The organism is Gemmatimonadota bacterium, from assembly GCA_016714015.1.
Classification (GTDB): domain Bacteria; phylum Gemmatimonadota; class Gemmatimonadetes; order Gemmatimonadales; family Gemmatimonadaceae; genus Pseudogemmatithrix.
The window spans coordinates 342,392-359,984 of the sequence record JADJNZ010000005.1 but is presented as its reverse complement, the minus strand read 5'-3'; the positions used below and the strand labels follow the sequence as shown (position 1 = coordinate 359,984).

Annotated in this window: 12 protein-coding genes; 8 read left to right on the top strand and 4 right to left on the bottom strand. The window is 71.0% G+C overall.

Annotated elements, in window-relative coordinates; genetic code table 11:
- The first annotated feature begins 82 nt into the window (after positions 1-82).
- The 4 genes from IPJ78_11910 (at position 83) to IPJ78_11895 (ending at position 5,072) form a co-directional block, all read left to right on the top strand.
- Positions 83-1,561 carry an NAD(P)/FAD-dependent oxidoreductase gene (locus tag IPJ78_11910; GenBank protein ID MBK7907255.1) on the top strand — a complete coding sequence of 493 codons (1,479 nt, stop codon included), beginning with the start codon at positions 83-85 and terminating at the stop codon, positions 1,559-1,561.
- A gap of 86 nt (positions 1,562-1,647) precedes the next feature.
- Complete coding sequence (locus IPJ78_11905; protein ID MBK7907254.1) at positions 1,648-3,456, top strand: M28 family peptidase; 1,809 nt, start codon at positions 1,648-1,650, stop codon at positions 3,454-3,456.
- Between the two features lie 108 nt (positions 3,457-3,564).
- Positions 3,565-4,704, top strand: a complete 1,140-nt coding sequence (locus tag IPJ78_11900) for a PAS domain-containing protein (GenBank protein ID MBK7907253.1) — start codon at positions 3,565-3,567, stop codon at positions 4,702-4,704.
- On the top strand, positions 4,701-5,072 hold the full coding sequence (locus IPJ78_11895; GenBank protein ID MBK7907252.1) for a response regulator: 372 nt from the start codon (positions 4,701-4,703) through the stop codon (positions 5,070-5,072). The genes IPJ78_11900 and IPJ78_11895 overlap by 4 nt, the downstream gene beginning before the upstream one ends.
- On the opposite strand, the gene IPJ78_11890 is transcribed toward IPJ78_11895, so the two are convergent.
- Positions 5,032-7,236: a M28 family metallopeptidase gene (locus IPJ78_11890; GenBank protein ID MBK7907251.1), complete on the bottom strand. Its 2,205-nt coding sequence runs from the start codon at positions 7,234-7,236 to the stop codon at positions 5,032-5,034. The two genes, IPJ78_11895 and IPJ78_11890, sit on opposite strands and share 41 nt — an antisense overlap.
- 78 nt (positions 7,237-7,314) lie before the next feature.
- Between IPJ78_11890 and IPJ78_11885 the strand changes: the two genes are divergently transcribed.
- The gene (locus tag IPJ78_11885; protein ID MBK7907250.1) at positions 7,315-9,084 is read left to right on the top strand and encodes a CocE/NonD family hydrolase; all 1,770 of its coding nucleotides are present in this window, start codon (positions 7,315-7,317) and stop codon (positions 9,082-9,084) included.
- Here the strand turns inward: IPJ78_11885 and IPJ78_11880 are convergent.
- Both IPJ78_11880 and IPJ78_11875 read right to left on the bottom strand, forming a co-directional pair.
- Positions 9,081-10,088, bottom strand: a complete 1,008-nt coding sequence (locus tag IPJ78_11880; protein MBK7907249.1) for a site-2 protease family protein — start codon at positions 10,086-10,088, stop codon at positions 9,081-9,083. The genes IPJ78_11885 and IPJ78_11880 overlap by 4 nt on opposite strands.
- A gap of 1 nt (position 10,089) precedes the next feature.
- Entirely contained in the window at positions 10,090-10,743 is a 654-nt protein-coding gene (locus IPJ78_11875) for a hypothetical protein (GenBank protein MBK7907248.1), read from the bottom strand.
- 260 nt (positions 10,744-11,003) lie between these two features.
- Between IPJ78_11875 and IPJ78_11870 the strand changes: the two genes are divergently transcribed.
- Genes IPJ78_11870 through IPJ78_11860 form a run of 3 tightly spaced genes read left to right on the top strand, consistent with a single transcriptional unit; the run spans position 11,004 to position 16,122 of the window.
- A complete protein-coding gene (locus IPJ78_11870) occupies positions 11,004-14,231 on the top strand; it encodes a glycosyl hydrolase (protein ID MBK7907247.1) in 3,228 nt (1,075 codons plus the stop codon).
- Complete coding sequence (locus IPJ78_11865; GenBank protein ID MBK7907246.1) at positions 14,228-15,721, top strand: hypothetical protein; 1,494 nt, start codon at positions 14,228-14,230, stop codon at positions 15,719-15,721. Before IPJ78_11870 ends, IPJ78_11865 begins: the two co-directional genes overlap by 4 nt.
- An 8-nt stretch (positions 15,722-15,729) precedes the next feature.
- Entirely contained in the window at positions 15,730-16,122 is a 393-nt protein-coding gene (locus IPJ78_11860; protein ID MBK7907245.1) for a hypothetical protein, read from the top strand.
- Positions 16,123-16,158: 36 nt separating this feature from the next.
- Here the strand turns inward: IPJ78_11860 and IPJ78_11855 are convergent, their stop codons facing one another.
- Entirely contained in the window at positions 16,159-17,592 is a 1,434-nt protein-coding gene (locus IPJ78_11855) for an amidohydrolase family protein (protein MBK7907244.1), read from the bottom strand.
- Position 17,593: the final 1 nt, after the last annotated feature.

Here is a 17,593-nt window from a genome sequence, read left to right as displayed (position 1 = left end):
CGGGGGCGGGATGGCGTGCCTGATGCTACGCGAGGCGGGAGGACCTGACCAGTGCCCCGTGGTGTGGCATCTTTCGGCGCACATGCCCACCCGCCCCGCTCACCCGTCGCGCGACCACCGCGTCCTCATCATCGGCAGCGGGTTCGCCGGCATCGCCATGGCGGTGGCGCTCCGCCGCGCCGGGCACGAGGACTTCGTGATCCTCGAGCGCGCCGCCGCGCTCGGCGGCACCTGGCGCGACAACCGGTATCCGGGCTGCGCCTGTGACGTGGAGAGCGCGCTCTACTCGCTGTCGTTCGCGCCCAATCCCGACTGGTCGCACACGTTCGCGCGCCAACCGGAGATCGAAGCGTATCTCGTGCGCGTCGCGACGGAGCACGGGATCCTGCCGTTCATCCGGTTCGACGAGGAGGTCACCGGCGCGCGCTGGGACGCCGCGGCGGAGCGCTGGGTCGTGACGTCGACGAGCGGCACCTGGCAGGCGCAGTCGGTGGTGATGGCGAACGGCGCGCTGAGCGACCCGATCGTCCCGGACCTTCCGGGGCTCTCGACCTTCGCCGGCCCTGCCTTCCACACGGCGCGGTGGGATGCGCGGGTCGCGCTCGAGGGGAAGCGCGTCGCGGTCATCGGCACCGGCGCATCGGCGATCCAGGTCATCCCGGCCATCCAGCCGCAGGTACGGCACCTCGTCGTGGCACAACGCACGCCGGCGTGGGTGCTGCCCCGCTGGGATCACGAGGTCCCCGCTTGGCGGCGCGGCCTTTACCGCGATTTCCCGTTGCTGCATCGGTTGGTCCGCGGGCTGCAGTACGTGGAGCACGAGCTGCTCCTGCACCCGTTCCGCCACGCGGGGGTGCGCCGACTCATGGAGCGCGTCATCGGCCTCCACCTCCGGCGACAGGTGCGCGACCCCGCGTTGCGCGCCGCGCTCACCCCGCACTACGGCATCGGGTGCAAGCGGCTGCTGCTCTCCAACGACTACTACCCCGCGCTCACGCAGCCCAACGTCACGCTCGTACCGCACGGGGTCGCGCGCGTGGAGCCCGACGGCATCGTCACCGGCGACGGTGCGAAGCACCTCGCCGACATCCTCGTGCTCGCGACCGGCTTCCGCGTCACCGACCCGATCCTCGCGCCAGTGATCGTCGGACGCGAGGGGCGCTCGCTCGCCGAGGCGTGGGCGGGGAGCCCCAAGGCGTACATGGGCACGACGGTCGCGGGCTTCCCCAATCTCTACATGCTGATGGGCCCGAACACGGGACTGGGCCACTCCTCGGTGCTGATGATCGCCGAGGCACAGGTGGCGCACGTCATGGGGGCGCTCGCGTTGCTCGCGCGGCGCGGCGCGCGAGCCATCGAACCGCGCGCGGAGGCGCAGGCGCGATTCGTCGGCGAGATGGACGCCGGGCTCGCGGAGACGGTCTGGATGCAGGGCGGGTGCACGAGCTGGTACCTCGACCGGACCGGGCGCAACGCCGCGCTGTGGCCCTACGGACTCGGACGCTTCCGTCGCACGGTGGGACGGGTCCGCGCCGAGGACTACGTGACGACCCCGGCGTGAACGGGCGCCGGGCTGAACGCCGCGCGGAGTCGCGCCGTAGATTGAGCGAGTACGTTTCGCCCACAACACCACACTCTGGAGCACGCATGCGAACCTTCGGGCTCGCCCGCCTCACGCTCATCGCGCCGCTGGTCGTGGCGCCCCTCGTCGCGTCGGCGCAGGCGCCGCGCACCAACCGGTACGGCAATCCGCCGACGATGCGCCCCGCGCCGACCGCGGCCGCGATCACGGCGCGTGACCTGCAGATCCGCCTCTATCAGTTCGCCGACGACTCGATGCAGGGTCGTCAGGTCGGCCGAGTCGGCAACAAGAAGGGCACCGACTACATCGCCGCCGAGGCCAAGCGTCTCGGCCTCGTCCCGATGGGCGACAACGGCGGCTACTTCCAGGTGCTGCCCTACCATGTGCGCAAGTTCACGTCGAGCTCCCGGCTCACGGTGAACGGCAATCCGCTGGCCTGGAACACCGACTTCGTCGCGATCCCGGGCCAGCGCGCACCGCGGGCGATCGCGAACGTCGAGGTGATCTTCGGCGGGACGATGGGCGACACCACGACGCAGATCAGTGCGGCGGAGGCGGCGGGGAAGTTCGTGGTGCTGCTCCCGGCGCCGGGGCGCCGCGGAGCGGGCCAAGGGCCGGCGCAGCAGGCGTTCGGCGGCGGGCGGCCGGGCGGTCCGGCGGCGCCCAATCGGTTCGCGGACGCCGTGGCCATCGCGACGATCGACCTCGATGACCTGACACCCGCGCAGCGGGCCGCGCTCAATGAACCGACCGTCGCCAGCCAGCTCGGCGGCGGCCGTGGGGCGCCCCCTGGCGCCGCCCCGGCCACGGTCGATTCGATCGCGCTGCTCCGCACGCAGTTGCTCGCGCTCCAGCCGCAGGCGACGCTCCGCCTCACGCGCGAGGCGGCAGCGCGGATGTTCAGCCGGGCCCGCATCGATGGCCTCGCGGCCGGCACACGCGGCGGCACGGTCAACGCCTCGCTCGACTTCGTCGAGCTGCCCACCGAGTGGGCGCGCAACGTCATCGGCGTGATCCCGGGATCGGATCCGGTGCTCCGGAACCAGTACGTCATCATCGGCGCGCACAACGACCACGTGGGCTTCGCACCGCCGGTGGACAAGGACTCGCTGAAGGCCTTCAACGACCAGCGCATCCGTTGGATGCTCGCCAACAACATGGCGCAGCCGACCATCGACGTGCTGCAGACGTTCAAGGTGAACATGGACAGCATCCGCCGCGTGCATCCGGTGGCGCGGCTCGACTCGATCAACAACGGCGCCGACGACGACGGATCCGGCTCGATGGGCGTGCTCGAGGTCGCGGAGGCCATCGCCACGATGCGCGTGAAGCCGAAGCGCTCGACGCTCTTCATCTGGCACACCGGCGAGGAAGGCGGTCTGGTCGGCTCGGCGTTCTTCGCGCGCAACCCCACGGTGCCGATCGACTCGATCGTCGCGACGATCAACGTGGACATGATCGGCCGCGGCCGCGCCGAGGACCTGCCCGGCGGCGGCGACGACTTCGTCGGCGTGATCGGGTCGTTCTTCGACTCCAAGGACCTGGGCGACGCGGTGCAGTCCGTGAATCAGCGACAGGCCACGCCGCTCAAGCTCGACTACAAGTTCGATGAGCCGATCAGCTGGGCGGGCTACAACAACCTCTACGGCCGCTCGGACCACATCAACTATGCCCGCGAGGGCGTGCCGATCGCGTTCTTCTTCACCGGCCTGCACGGGGACTACCACCAGCGCAGCGACGAGGCGGAGTTCATCGACTATCCGCACTATGCGCGGATCACCACACTGCTCCGCGACCTGACGGTCGAGGTCGGCAACGGGCCGCGTCCTCGCCTGAATGGCACCAAGCCCATGAAGCCGAAGCCGATCCCCTGAGCAGGAGCGGATGCTGGATCGGTGAATGGATGCGCGCAGGACCATACGGGGGGCGCCGATGCGGCGCCCCCCGTATGTTCTCGGGGTCTCGACCTCCGCGAGGGTTCGTTGGGTCTCACCCAGATCTTCCTCGACTCGCTCACGAACGAACAGCTGCTGCAACGACTCGATCTCGCGCTCGAAGGCGCGAACCTCGGCATCTGGGACTGGGACCTGCGCGACGACTCGGTCCAGTTCGATCGCCGGTGGTGCGAGATGCTCGGTCTCGATCACGCCACCACGCCGATGGTGCTCGGCACCTGGTCCTCCCGCGTGCATCACGAGGACCTCGACGGCTGCTATCGCGACATCGCGTCGCACATCGAGGGCCGGACGCCGCGCTACGAGAACGTGCATCGCATGAGGCACACCGACGGCGAGTGGCGGTACATCCTCGACCGGGGCCGGATCTCCGGCCGCGACGCCGACGGCCGCCCGATCCGCTTCACCGGCACGCATTTCGACATCACCGAACGGGAGCGCGCGCGGCACCAGGTGCGGCTCGAGGAGGAGTCGCGGAGCGCGACCCTTGCCCGGTTCGCCGCGACGCTCGCGCACGAGCTCAACACGCCGCTGCAGGTGATCAAGGTCGGCGGCGACCTCCTCGCGACCGCCGTCGAGGACGATCCCGCGCAGCCGGAGTCGGTGCGCGACAGCGTGCGCGCCATCCGCGAGATGGGCCGACGCGCTGGAGCGATCACGCGCGCCCTCCGGACGCTCGCGCGCGATGCGCGGCACGACCCGGAGGAGCCGGCTCCCGTCGCGACGACGCTCATGCTCGCGATGGATCTCTCACGCTCTCGCTTCGAGAGCCGCGGCATCGCGCTGACGGTCGACGACCGGACGGACGGCGCCTCCGTCGCAGGCCGTCCCGCCGACGTCCTGCGCGCCGTGCTGCTGCTCCTCGACAATGCGTTCGACGCCGTCGGCAGCGACGCTCCATGGGCGCGACTCGAAGCCGAGCGCGCGGGTGACCGCATCGTCCTGCGATGCAGCGACGGGGGGCCAGGTGTCGCGCCCGATGACGTCGCGAAGCTCGGTGTCCCGTTCTTCTCGACCAAGCCACCCGGCCTCGGGGTCGGCGTCGGGCTGAGCATCGTGCGCTCCATCATCGAGCGCGGCCGCGGGGAGTTCGCCTACATCGCCAACGCGCCACACACCACGTTCGAGCTGCGGCTCCCGCTCGCGACGGTCGGGACCGTCCAATGAGCCTCCCAACGCGCGTGCTCGTCGTCGACGATGAGCCGATGCTCGTGAATCTGCTGCATCACTTGCTCGATCACGCCGGATTCGAGGTCACCACCGCCGCGAACGGCGCCGAGGCACTCACCCTCGTGCGCGCGCGACCGTTCGAGCTCGTCCTCAGCGACCTCATGATGCCGGTGATGGACGGCACGGCGCTGCTCGAGGCCGTCCAGCGGGAGGCCGACCCGCCGCCGGTCGTCATCCTGACCGGGTACGGCGATCAGGCCGACCCGGTGCTCCGCGCGAATGGCGCACGCGAGGTGCTCGGCAAGCCGATCTCCCCGGCCGCCCTCATCGCGGCGGTGCATCGGCACGCGCGGCCGCGCGCGTAGCCGCTGCGGCCGCTTGCAGTCGTGCGGCGAGCACGGTGACCTGCGCACGCGCGCGCGCCCAGTCCTGCGCGTCCACCGCCTCCTGCACGCCGGGGAGCGTCATGGCGGCGTAGGTGTACTTGGGCGCGTACAGGACATGCTTGAACCAGGGCCGACCGGGGATGCCCTCGGCGCTCAGCAGGGACTGCTCCACCCGCCGCATCGCCTCGTTCATGCGCGCCAGCCGCGCCGTACGGGCGGCACTCGGCGCCTGCGCGAGCGTCGTGCGCAGCGCCGTCTCCAGGCGCACCGCCTCCGCGCGCCATGACGCCTCGGCGGCACGCGCGGACGCGAGGTCCACCTGCCCCGCCACGCCCGGTACGGCCGCGAGCGCGTCGAGGAACCCGCGCACCCGATCCGCATAGAGCCCGAAGTCGTGCGGATAGTGTTCCGCGTTGGCCAGCCGCAACGCCATCCGGCCCCACACGTCGCCCATCGCGGTCATGTAGCGGTAGCCGGGGTCGCCGAAGTGCTCCATCCAGTAGGCGTCGTCATAGATGGAGTGATAGACGCCGTAGTCGCCGCCGAAGGCCATCTCCACCACGGGCAATCCGAGGAAGTTGAGGAACACGGTGTAGTCCGAACCCGAGCCGAGCGCATTGCCGGGATAGTCGATCGGTCGCGACACGTTGGCGGCGCGCGTCGCACCACCACCGATCACCGCCGCGCGCTCCGACTCGATCGCCTTCCCCCAGCTCTCGAGCACGCTGCCGCTCCGCCCCGGGTCGCGCACATCCCGCACCGTCTCGGCCACGAGAACGTTGAGCGACGCGATCGCGCCCGCCTCGAAGTCGGGACCGCTCGTGGAGCCGTCGACGTTTAGGTACGCGATCGCGTTCTGCCGGAGGTCTTCGGCGAACTGTTCGCCCCATTCCGTCGACCCGGTCAGGTGCCACTCCTCCGCGTCCCAGCTCGCGAAGACGACCGAGCGCCGCGGCCGCTTCCCTTCCCGCGCGAGACCGCCGAGCACGCGCGCGAGCTCGAGTTGCGTCGCGGTGCCCGACGACGGATCGACCGCGCCGAACACCCAGGCGTCGCGATGATTGCCGAGCACGACGTACTTGTCCGGTTCCTCGCTGCCGAGGATGCGGCCTTCGACGACCCAGATGGGCCGTGTCGCGCCGTCCATGTCGACCTTCACGCGCACCGTCGCCGGCCCACCGCCCACGTGATAGGTGAACGGCATCGCCCCCTGCCACTCGGCCGGTGCCACGGGCCCACCGAGCGCGCGGAGGAGCGGCGCGGCATCGCGGTACGACATGGGCACCGCGATGATGCGCGGGATCTGCGCGGACTCCCGCTCGTCGATCCGCGGCACGCCCGGGATGGAGGGGACGCCGGGGGTGAGGGGATCGCCCGCATACATGAAGTCATAGGAGAGCGCACCGCGCTGGATGTGACTCTCCGGTCCCCACGGTCCATCGGGGAAGGTGGCCCCCTTCGCGAAGCCGTCCTGCGCCGGATCGGAGTAGATGATGAGCGCCTTGAGTCCGCGCCGCTCGGCAGTGAGCGCCTTGAAGCCGCGATAGCTGTACGGCACCGAGTAGCGCACGATCGCGATCTTCCCCTTGAGGTCGATCCCCTGCGCCTCGAGCCAGTCGTAGTCCGCGGGGTTGCCGCTCGATGCGTACACGAGCTCGCCCGTGACGTCGCCCGAGGCGGACATGCCGAGGTAGGTGAGCCCGGGATCCTGCGCCGTGTGCGGGTCGGCGAGGTAGGCGTCCTCGCGCAGGGACGCGACGTAGCGCGTGGGGGCGACCATCTCCACGCGCACCTCACGCGGCCAGGGGAGGAGCACGTCGTACCGCCGCAACTGCACCTGCTCGAGGCCGTAGGCCTTCCACTTCTCGGCGAGGAACTGCGCCAGCTCGTAGTTGCGCGCCGAGCCCGCCGGGTGCGGCTGGTCGGTGAAGTGCCGGAAGAAGGCGCGCACCGAGTCGCGGTCGAGGCGCGCCGCGAGCGCCTCTTCGACTGAGCGCTCGGCGGCCGCGGCGGCGGGTGAGAAGCCCCGCATCGCGGTCGCGGGCTGCTGCACGAGGTTCGGCCGGGCATCCGCGGCCGCAGCAGCGAGCGCGACGACGGCGATGACGGCAGGGAGGAGCGCCAGCGGGAATCGGCGAGGCATGGTCGGTCCGGTGAGGGACGCGGAGGGCCGAGCGAACCCGGCGTCCGTGTGGCATCTTGCGTGGCAGGAAGATGCAGCGTGCCGGACCGCTCCGCTCCCCGCCTCATGGCCCTCGCCCCGTTCCTCTCGCTGGTCGCGCTACTGCAGGTCGCCGCCCCGGCCGACACCGGCTGGCGTGTCGACCACGACGTGGCCGTCCCCATGCGCGACGGCGTGTCGCTCCGCGCCGACCTGTATCGGCCACGCGAAGGACGTGCGTTCCCGGTACTCGTGTACCGGACGCCGTACGACAAGCGCGAGGTGGTGATCGACTACACGACGGTGCAGCACGCCGTCGCGCGCGGGTACGCGGTGCTCGTGCAGGACGTCCGCGGCCGCTACGCCTCCGACGGCACCTTCGAGGCCTACCGGCAAGAGGGACGCGACGGCTACGACACCATCGAATGGGCGGCGGTGCAGCCCTGGTCGACCGGCGCGATCGGGATGTTCGGGCTCTCCTATCCGGCCGCGGTCCAATGGCTCGCGGCGATGGAATCGCCGCCGCACCTCAAGGCGATCGTGCCGGCGATGAGCTTCGCGAGTCCGCGGCAGTTCTTCTATTCGGGCGGGGCGTTCGACCTGAGCTGGGCGTCATGGACCTGGATGAACATCGCACCGGACCTGCGCCGACGGCTCGGTCTCGCGGGAGCGCGCACCTACGCCGAGGCGGATTCGACCTGGGAACGCGAGGAGGCGCGCGTGCTCGCGCAGCGTCCGTTGCTCGACCTCCCTGATTTCCGGCCGATCGCGCCCTGGTACTACGAGTGGATGCGACACGAGCCGAGCGACCCGTGGTGGGATTGGGCCGAGCTCTCTGGGCGGTACAGCCGCACGACGGCGGCCGTGCTCAACCTCAGCGGATGGCATGACGAGGCCTACGGCCCGAACGGCGCCACGCGCAACTTCATGGGGTTGGTCGCGGCGCGAGGGACGGCCGCCGCGCGCACGGCCATGCGCATCGGGCCTTGGGTCCACGGCGTCGACGCCACCGCGCGCACGCGCAGCGGGGAACGCGAGTTCGGGCCCGACGCGGCGATCGACTACGACGAGGTGATCCTCCGCTGGCTCGACCATCATGTGCGCGGGATCGACAACGGCGTCGACCGAGAACCACCGGTGCGGGTCTTCGTCATGGGCGCGAACCGGTGGCGCGACGCCTCCACTTGGCCGTTGCCGGGCATGGCCGCCGAGACACTCTGGTTCGCGCCGAGTGGCGCGCTCACGGCACGCGCGCCGAGCACACCCCGCGCCGCGAGCAGCTTCGTTTCCGACCCCGATGATCCGGTGCGCGATCCGTTCGACGCGCGGTACGGTGCGCACGACTTCCGCACGCTCGCCGCCCGCAACGACCTCCTCACCTTCGAGACGGCGCCGCTGGCCGGGCCGCTCGAGGTGATCGGTGGCATCACCGTCGAACTCCACCTCGAGACGGACGCGCGCGACGTGGACGTCTACGTGAAGCTGCTCGATGTCGCGCCCGACGGCACAGCGTACAACCTGATGTCGCCGGGGCTCGAACTGTTGCGGGCGTCGTACCGCGAGCCGGAGCGGGGCCGTCAGCTGTTGGAGCCGGGACGCACCTACCTGCTCCGCCTCGGCGACCTGATCACCGCCAACGAGTTCGCCGCGGGTCACCGCATCCGCGTCCAGGTGATGGGCGCGTTCCAACCGCACTTCTCGCTCAACCTGCAGACGGGAGCGCACGTGAACACCAGCGCGGTCGCGCAGCGGGCGCGGATCACCATCCGCCATGACCCGGCGCATCCATCACGGCTCGTGCTGCCGGTCCGGCCGCGCGACGGGCGCTAGACCGTCTCGAGCGCGGCCAGCCAGGTCAGGACCGCGATCAGCCCGAGGAAGTTCGCCAGCGTACGCGCATCACCACGGCCCGTCTCGCGTGCGAACGCGCGCCAGATGGTGACCGCGAGCGGCAGCAGGATGAGCTGCACCCCCGACACCTGCCACGCCACCGCGAAGGCCGCGACGACGGCGAGCCGTTGCGCGCGATTGAGCACCTTGATACCGTGCGAGCCGTCGAGCCCGAAGAAGGGGATGAGGTTGAAGAGGTTGATGAACCCCGTCAGCTCGGCGATCGCCATCCAGGTCGCGCTGCCCGTCCACTTGGCCGCAGCGAAGGCGGCCACGCCCGCGCCCGCACCCCAGATGGGGCCGGCGAGGCCGACATAGGCATCCTCGCGCGGATCGGAGACGCGCTTGGAGTACGCGACGAACGCCCCGAGCCCCGGCACGAACATCGGCGCGCTCGGCTTGATGCCCAGGCGCAGCAGCGCGGCGACGTGCCCCATCTCGTGGATGTAGATGCTCACCACGAGTCCCAGCGCGAGCGGCCAGCCGAACGCCGCCCAGTACACGCCGAAGAACCCGAACATCGAGATGAGTGTCGGGAGCTTCGTGAGCCCGAGCAGCAGGAACTTCCCCTTGGTGAGTAGCAGCACGGCCACCGCGCCCACGCCGCCCGCCCAGCGCTTGTACCAGGGCCCCTGCGGCGGTGGTGGTTCGCCGCCGAGGTGCGGATCGGCGTCGGCGATGCGGGCGACGAGCGCTTCGAGCCTTGCCGTGATCACCGCATGCTGCTGCGTGGTGGCCGGCAGGAGGGACAGCGCCTCCTCCCACGCGCCGCGCGCCTCACGCAGCTTCCCGGCGCGCTCCGCCGCCTCTGCCGTCGCGGCGACTGAGCGCAACCGGTCGGCGTGGACGAGTGTCTGGCAGGCCGGGCAGGCGAGCGCGCTCGCGGCGAGCTCGGTCCCGCACGTCGCGCAGCGACGGGCGGTGAACGGCGGGGGAGCGGTCATCTCAGGTCGCGGCGGACCCGACGCGGAACGGGCCTTCGAAGACGACGCTCGGCTGTCTCGCCTGCTGCCAGGCCTGCATCATGCCGAAGCCGATGATGAGTGCGCTGAGGAACCCGCCCGTCGCGCCGTCGAAGATCGCCGAGATCGGCTGCAACAGCGCCGCGACGATGATGCCTGCGAGTGTGAGTCCCGCGCGGACGCCGCCCTCGTAGAGGAACGGGAAGTACGCCATCGCGACGGAGACGTAGACGAGCAGGGCGCCGATGACCTGCAGCACGCGGCCGCCCCGACCGTCCGCGCCGGCGCGCAGGGCCTTGCCGATCATCCAGCCCGAGAGGATGGAGACGAGGCCGATCTCGAGGTTCGCGAAGCGGATCACCGCCCAGTAGACGAGCGCCCCCGCGAGGGTCGCGACGAGACCGAACACGAGTGCCTTCGCGATCGTCGCCGGCGCCGTCGCCCCCCCGGCCGCGAGGGCGAGTACCGCGCGACACGCATCGCACACCGGTTCGCCATTCGCGGTGTGGTAGCTCTCCGAGATCGGGCGCCGGCAACTCGCGCAGGTCACTCCCGCGCTTCCGCCGACGCTCACGGGCATCACGGGGATCGCGCGGTCGAACGACAGGGCGTCGTCGGTCTCAGGTCGGTCGGTCATGGCGCCGGGGAGGGGTGGACCGCAATGTCGCTCAACACCGCCGCACGCGGTACTCCGCGAAGCGCGCCCCGCACCGTGTGGGGCGCTGTTCGTCCCGCGACCGCACCACCACGAACCGGCGGTCGAGCGTGCGCTCGCTCTGGCGTGCGTACTTCGAGGAGTGGCACGCCGCCGATCGCGAGGGCCATCCCCAGGAGACCGAGGGCGAGTCGCATGGCTGGAAAGTGGTGCGTCCGGCCCCGGCGGGGCAATATTCCCGCATGACGAAGACTGCCCTGCTCCGTTCCGGCGCCGCGCTCGTCGCGGGCGCCCTCCTGCCGCTCGCCGCCGCGCAGGCTCAGCGCGCCCGCCCCGCCGCACCGACCGCCGCGCCGCCAGCCGCTCCCGCGTACGACCCCAGCCTCTACGTCTCGGGCACCGCCACCGCCCCGCTCTTCAAGTCGCTGCGCTGGCGCAACGTGGGACCCGATCGCGGCGGACGCGTCGACGCCGTCGTCGGCGACCTCGCCAAGCCCTTCCTCTTCTACATGGGCTCGGTGAACGGCGGCGTCTGGCGGACCACCACCGGCGGCCAGACCTGGCAGAACATCACCGACGGCAAGACCGACATCTCCTCGGTCGGCGCGATCACCGTCGCCCCGAGCGACCCGAACGTCATCTACGTCGGGACCGGCGAGTCGCAGCTGCGCGAGGACCTCACCTTCGGCACCGGGATGTACCGCTCCACCGATGCCGGCCAGAGCTGGCAGCACCTCGGCCTCGTGGATGCGCAGCAGATCACCGACATCATCGTCGACCCGCGCGATGCCGACCGCGTCTACGTCTCCGCCATCGGCCACGCCTTCGGCCCCAACCGGGAGCGCGGCGTCTTCCGCACGCTCGACGGCGGACGGACGTGGAAGCAGGTCCTCTTCGTCGACGACTCGACCGGCGCGCAGGACCTCGCGATCGATCCGGCCAATCCCCGGATCCTGTACGCCTCGTTCTACAAGTTCCAGCGCACGCCCTGGTCGATGCTCGCCGGCGGCGGCCGGAGCGGCCTCTGGAAGACGACCGATGGCGGCGAGACCTGGACCGAGATCTCCCGGAACCCGGGGATCCCGCGCACGCCGCTCGGCAAGATCGGCATCGACGTCTCCCGCGCGAACCCGCGCCGCCTCTACGCGAGCATCGAGGCCCCCGACTCCACCGGCGGCTTCTTCCGCTCCGACGACGCCGGGGCGACCTGGGAGCGCATGAACGACGATGCGCGCATCTGGGTCCGCAACTGGTACTACTCCACCGTCACCGCCGACCCGAAGGACGAGAACACGGTCTACGTGATGAACCTCTCCGTCCTCAAGTCGATCGACGGCGGCCGGACGTTCACCGAGATCGACGCGCCGCATGGCGACATGCACATCCTCTGGGTCGACCCCAATGACCCGCGGCGCATGATCCTCGGCAATGATGGCGGCGCGACGGTGAGCTTCGACGGCGGCGTCACCTGGTCGAGCCAGCACAACCAGCCCACCGCGCAGTTCTATCACGTCAACACCGACGACCAGTTCCCCTATCGCATCTACGGGGCCCAGCAGGACAACTCGGCGATCTCCATCGCCTCGCGCAGCGACTACGGCGCGATCGGCGAACGCGACTACTTCTCCGTCGCCGGCTGCGAGAACGCGACGATCGCCATCGACCCGCGCGACCCGAACATCACGTACGGCGGGTGCTACCTCGGCCAGTTCTCCCGCTACGACCATCGGGCGCGGCAGGAGCGCGACATCTCCGTCACCGAGATCAACTGGGACGGCTACGCCGCGAAGGACGTGCGCGAACGCTTCCAGTGGACCTTCCCCGTGCTCGTCTCGAAGCACGATCCGCGCACGCTCTACGTGACCTCACAGCACGTCTGGCGCTCGCGCACCGAGGGCGCGAGCTGGGAGCGCATCAGCGGCGACCTCACGGCCAACGACCCCGCCACGCTCGGGCGCACCGGCGGCCCCATCCACGGCGAGATGACCGGCGCCGAGTGGTACGGGACGATCTACGCCTTCGCCGAATCGCCCGTGCAGAAGGGCGTCCTCTGGGCCGGCTCCGACGACGGGCGCGTGCACGTCTCGCGCGACGAGGGCGCCACCTGGCAGGACGTCACGCCCCCGGGGTACGGCCGCTTCACGCGGACCGCGCACATCGATGCGTCGCCGCACGACGCGGGAACGGTCTACGTCGCGGCCAACCGCTACCAGCAGGACGACTTCGCCCCGTACCTCTGGAAGAGCAGCGACTACGGGCGTACCTGGACGCGGATCGTCACCGGCATCCCGCGCACCGCCTACACGCGTGTCGTGCGCGAGGACCCTCGGCGCCGAGGACTGCTCTATGCCGGGACCGAGTACGGCGTGTGGGTCTCGCTGGATGACGGCGCGACCTGGCAGCCGCTCCAGCTCAACCTCCCGCGCGTGAGCGTGCGCGACCTGCGCGTGCAGGGGAACGACCTCATCGCCGCGACCCATGGACGCGCCTTCTGGGTGATCGACGACCTCTCGCCGCTGCGTCAGCTCGCCGACAGCGTGCGCTCGCGGCCGGCGCATCTCTTCCAGCCCGCCACTGCCGTGCTCTTCGGTGCGGGCGGCGGCGGGAGCTTCACCGGGGCCAACCCGCCATCGGGTGTCATCGTCGACTGGCACCTCCGCGACCTCCCCGCCGCGAAGGCGCGCCTCGAGTTCACCGACGCGCAGGGCACCGTGCTGCGCCGCTTCGCCAGCGCGGACTCGGCGGTGCACGCCGACAGCCTCTCCTTCGCGCCCGCCGACTCCATCGTCCCGCTGCGGCGGGGCACGAACCGCTTCGTCTGGAACCTGCGCTCCACCGCGGCCCCGCGCCTGCCGAACACCGTGATCGACTACGGCACCCTGCGCGGTCCGTCCGTTCCCCCCGGCGAGTACGGCGTGCGGTTGATCATCGGCGCAGACACGCTCGCGCGCCGCTTCACCGTCGTCGCCGATCCGCGCGTGACTTCGACGCAGGCCGACCTCGTGGCACAGTACGCCGCGGCCCGCCGCACGATCGACCGCCTCCAGTCGGTGGTGGACCACGTGAAGCGCGCCGAGGACCTGCAGGCGCAGCTCACCGACCGGGCCAAGCGGGCGGCGGATCCGGCCGTGGTCACGATGCTCACCGACTCGGCCAACGCGGTCCGCAGGAAGATCGAGGCGGTGCGCGCCGAACTCTACGAGGTCGGGTGCCACGTCGACCAGTGCACGCTCGACATGCCGACCAAGCTGTACAACAAGTACATCACGCTCAACATGCAGCTGCAGTCGGGGGCGTACGCGCCCACGAAGCAGCACGGGGAGATCTACCAGACGCTCACGACGCAGCTCGATGCGCAGCTGAAGGAGCTCGAGCGGATCGAGAGCGACGAACTGGCGCGCTTCAACGCGTTGCTGGAGCAGCACGGATTGCCTGCGGTGCACGTGCCGGCGCGGAAGCCGATCGCATGAGGCGGCCTGGGACCTCGACGCTGGCCCTCGGGCTCGGCGCCGCGTGCGCGCTGGCGCTCGCGGGCGTGTCGACCGCCGCACCTGCGCAGGGCGTCGATCCGATCCTCGTCCGAGGACGTCGCGCCGACGTCCTCGTGCACGCGCCCGCCGCGCGCGATTCGGCCTTCGATGCCGCGCGGCTCGCTCACCTCGTCGCGGGGTGCCGGCTCGCGATGGAGATCCACCCCGCCGACAGCGCCGATTTCGTCTCGCGCCCCGCCCCACCGTTCCCGCTCGACGTCTGGCAGGTGCGCGACGCGGTCGTGCTCATGGTGCTGCCGGCCGCCGAACGACTGGTGGATTGCGACGACCCGCGCACGCAGGCCGCGCTCGCCCCCGTCCGCGGGCTCCGCGTCACGCTCGACACGACCTACTCCGACAGCCGCGACATCGGCGAAGTCATCGTGCGCCGCGGCGAACAGGTCCTCCGGCCGATGGTGGTGGAGCGCCACGCGGTGCGGCGACTGGGCGCAGGTGGCTTCCGCACCCCGCGCGACGCCTACCTGCGGCTCGCGTTCGATCGGGCGACGCTCGACCCCGGGCCAACGGGCGTCAGCGATGACCTCACCGTAGAGGTGCGCTCCCCGAGTGGCGAGGTCGGTGAGCGGATCGCCCTGCCCTGGGTCGCGGTGCGCGTCGCCTGGGAGTCTTCGCTCGCGGCGCGCCCCGTCCTCGGGGCGACCGTCGTCGCGCCGGTCGCACTGCGTGCTCCCGCCGATCCGCGCCTGGGCGCGCTCCACTCCGCCTACGGCGCCGGCGAGCAGGAGCGCGTCGTGCGGCTCGCCGTACCGCATTTTCTCGGCGCGCCGACGAACGAGGCCGTGAGGCGCGACGCGCGCCTGCACGCGACGCTCGCACTGCTCGCGCTCGGCGACACCGCCTCCGCACGCGTCGTGGGCGCGACGCTGCTCCAGGACGCTCCCTGCCTGACGTTCGATCCGGGGGCCGCCGAGGGGGCACGCACCGTGCTCGCCGCGTTGCGCCGCCCGACGGCGCGTTGCGAGGCTCAGTCCACCCGCCGCACCCTGCTGCGCGGCGCCCTGCTCCCCGGCTTCGCCCGCCCCGGCTCGGGGGCGCGCATGGACTCGCGCGTGCTGGTGGGGCTCACGGCGATCGGCGCAACGGTGGCTGCCGTGCGGCTCCACGACATCGCGCACGAGCACTACGGCACGTATCTGGCGTACCAGGCGCGATATGTCGCGCCGAGCGAGATCAACTCCGACATGCAGAAGCTCCACAGCAAGGCGGAGCAGGCGCGTCACGCGTCGGTCGCCGTCGGGACGATCGGCGCCGCGGTGTGGATCGGGCAGGGATTGCTCGCGCTCCGCCGCGAGCGGGCCTTCGCCGCCGACCTCGCCGCCGTGCAGGACCTCGGCCGCGCGCGCGTCGCTCGACTCGCCCCGAGCGTGGGTCCCTCCGCGCTCGGACTCACGCTCTCCTTCAGCTGGTGAGGCGCCCCATGCGACCCTCGACCCCCGCGCGTCGGCACCACGCCATGCGGGCCGCGCTGTCGCTCCTCGCGACGGCCGCGCTCGCATCGTCGTGCTACGACGGCCCGTTCGCACACGCCAATCCCAACGATCCGGCGGCACGCTTCACCATGCGGCTGGAATCGGATCGCGACACCGTCTCCCCGGCGCATCCGGCGGTGCAGTACTCATTGGTGACCGAGCCGGCCTTCCCTGGATACGCACCCATCTGGTCGGTGAGCATCGATACGATGATCGTGCACGTCGAGAACGGCCGCTTCACGCTCAACGAGCCGCCCGAGGTGTTCCAGACGGTCCAGGTGACGGCGCGCTACATGAGCCGCTCGGTCACGACGTCATTGGTGATGGCTCCGACGCCGTAAGGCACGACGTCGGAGCCACCCCGATGGCGTCACCACTCACATCGCGATCCGCCCCATCTGCTGCCGGATCTTCTCGAGATACTTCTTGAAGAACTGCTTGTGGATGTCGTTCATGTCGATCTCGCGTCCCTGGATGTACGACTGCTCGACGTTCGAGGTCATGTCCAGCGGCGTGCCGGTGGTGATGAGGAGCGTGGCCTGCTTCCCCACCTCGAGCGAGCCCACCTTGTCGGCGATGCCCATGAACTCGGCGGCGTTGATCGTGACCGCCTTCAGGGCCTCCTCCTCGGGCAGGCCGAAGGCGACCGCTACCCCGGCCTCCCACGGCAGGCGATAGCTGTAGAGGCCGCCCGAGCCACCGGCGATGGCGAATCGGACTCCGGCGGCGAAGAGCTGCGCGGGAGCGTTGTACCGCCCGTCATACCCCTCGGAGTTGCGGTCCGGCGCGGCCATCGTGGACGTGAGGATGACCGGCACGTTCTCCGCCTTCAGGCGCTCGGCCACGTGGATGGCGTCGCGTCCGCCGCGGATGACGAGGCGCACGCCCTCCTCCTTCGCCCAGGTGATCGCGTCGTTGATCTGCGCGACGCCCTCGGCGGCCACCACCACGGGGATCTCGCGGTTGAGCGCCGGGATCATCGCGGCGTAGCGCGTGTTGGTCGTCACCGTCTGCCCCGCCGCCACGGCGTCGCGATACGCGCGCGCCTCGGCGAAGTAGTCCTTGATCGCCTGCACCTGCTCGGCGTAGGTCTTGGGCGCGGGCTGCGGACGCCCACCGAAACCGCCCGGGGGGCCACCGCCGCCGAACCGACGCGGCCGCGCGTTCGGGTCGGGCCACGCCACGTTGAGCGCCGCGGCGCCCTTCATCGACATCTCCTCCCACGTCCATCCCTCGAGGGACATCGCGGACGAGAGCCCCGAGATCACGCCACCCTCCGGCGTGCTGAACGCGACGAGCACCCCGGCGGAACGCGTGGTCCCGATGTGCCGGCTCTCGGCGTTCACCGCGACCTCGGCCCGTACGTTCGGGTTGAAGTCGCCGAGCTCGGTGATGTCGTTGGAGACCTCGACCGATCCGATCTCCGTGATGCCGACGGTGCTGTAGGCGTCGACGAGTCCCGGGTAGATGTGCTTCCCGGTCAGGTCCACCACCTTCGCCCCACGCGGCACCGCGATCTCCGGGCCGCCGATCGCGGTGATCTTGCCCGCCTCCATCACGATCGTGCCGTTCTGGATCACACCTTTGGTGACGGTATGGATGGTGGCCCCGCGCAGCACCACCGGCTGCGTCTGGGGCGCCGTCGGCGTGAGGACCTGTGCCGCCGCGCGCGTCGGGGTCAACAGGAGCGGGGCGGCACTGGCGAGTGCGAGCGCCATCGCGCCGGACGCGATGCGGTACAGCCGTGGCCGCCCTGCGCGGCGCGTCGTGCTCTCGGTCCCGGTCATGGTCGGTGTCATGGTGAGGGTCATG

Bases quoted from the DNA above. Each gene is read 5' to 3' on its own strand.
- IPJ78_11880 (MBK7907249.1), bottom strand. From the start codon at position 10,088: ATGACCGCTCCCCCGCCGTTCACCGCCCGTCGCTGCGCGACGTGCGGG.
- IPJ78_11875 (MBK7907248.1), bottom strand. From the start codon at position 10,743: ATGACCGACCGACCTGAGACCGACGACGCCCTGTCGTTCGACCGCGCG.
- IPJ78_11905 (MBK7907254.1), top strand. From the start codon at position 1,648: ATGCGAACCTTCGGGCTCGCCCGCCTCACGCTCATCGCGCCGCTGGTC.
- IPJ78_11890 (MBK7907251.1), bottom strand. From the start codon at position 7,236: ATGCCTCGCCGATTCCCGCTGGCGCTCCTCCCTGCCGTCATCGCCGTC.
- IPJ78_11860 (MBK7907245.1), top strand. From the start codon at position 15,730: ATGCGACCCTCGACCCCCGCGCGTCGGCACCACGCCATGCGGGCCGCG.
- IPJ78_11855 (MBK7907244.1), bottom strand. From the start codon at position 17,592: ATGACCCTCACCATGACACCGACCATGACCGGGACCGAGAGCACGACG.
- IPJ78_11865 (MBK7907246.1), top strand. From the start codon at position 14,228: ATGAGGCGGCCTGGGACCTCGACGCTGGCCCTCGGGCTCGGCGCCGCG.
- IPJ78_11910 (MBK7907255.1), top strand. From the start codon at position 83: ATGCCCACCCGCCCCGCTCACCCGTCGCGCGACCACCGCGTCCTCATC.
- IPJ78_11895 (MBK7907252.1), top strand. From the start codon at position 4,701: ATGAGCCTCCCAACGCGCGTGCTCGTCGTCGACGATGAGCCGATGCTC.
- IPJ78_11870 (MBK7907247.1), top strand. From the start codon at position 11,004: ATGACGAAGACTGCCCTGCTCCGTTCCGGCGCCGCGCTCGTCGCGGGC.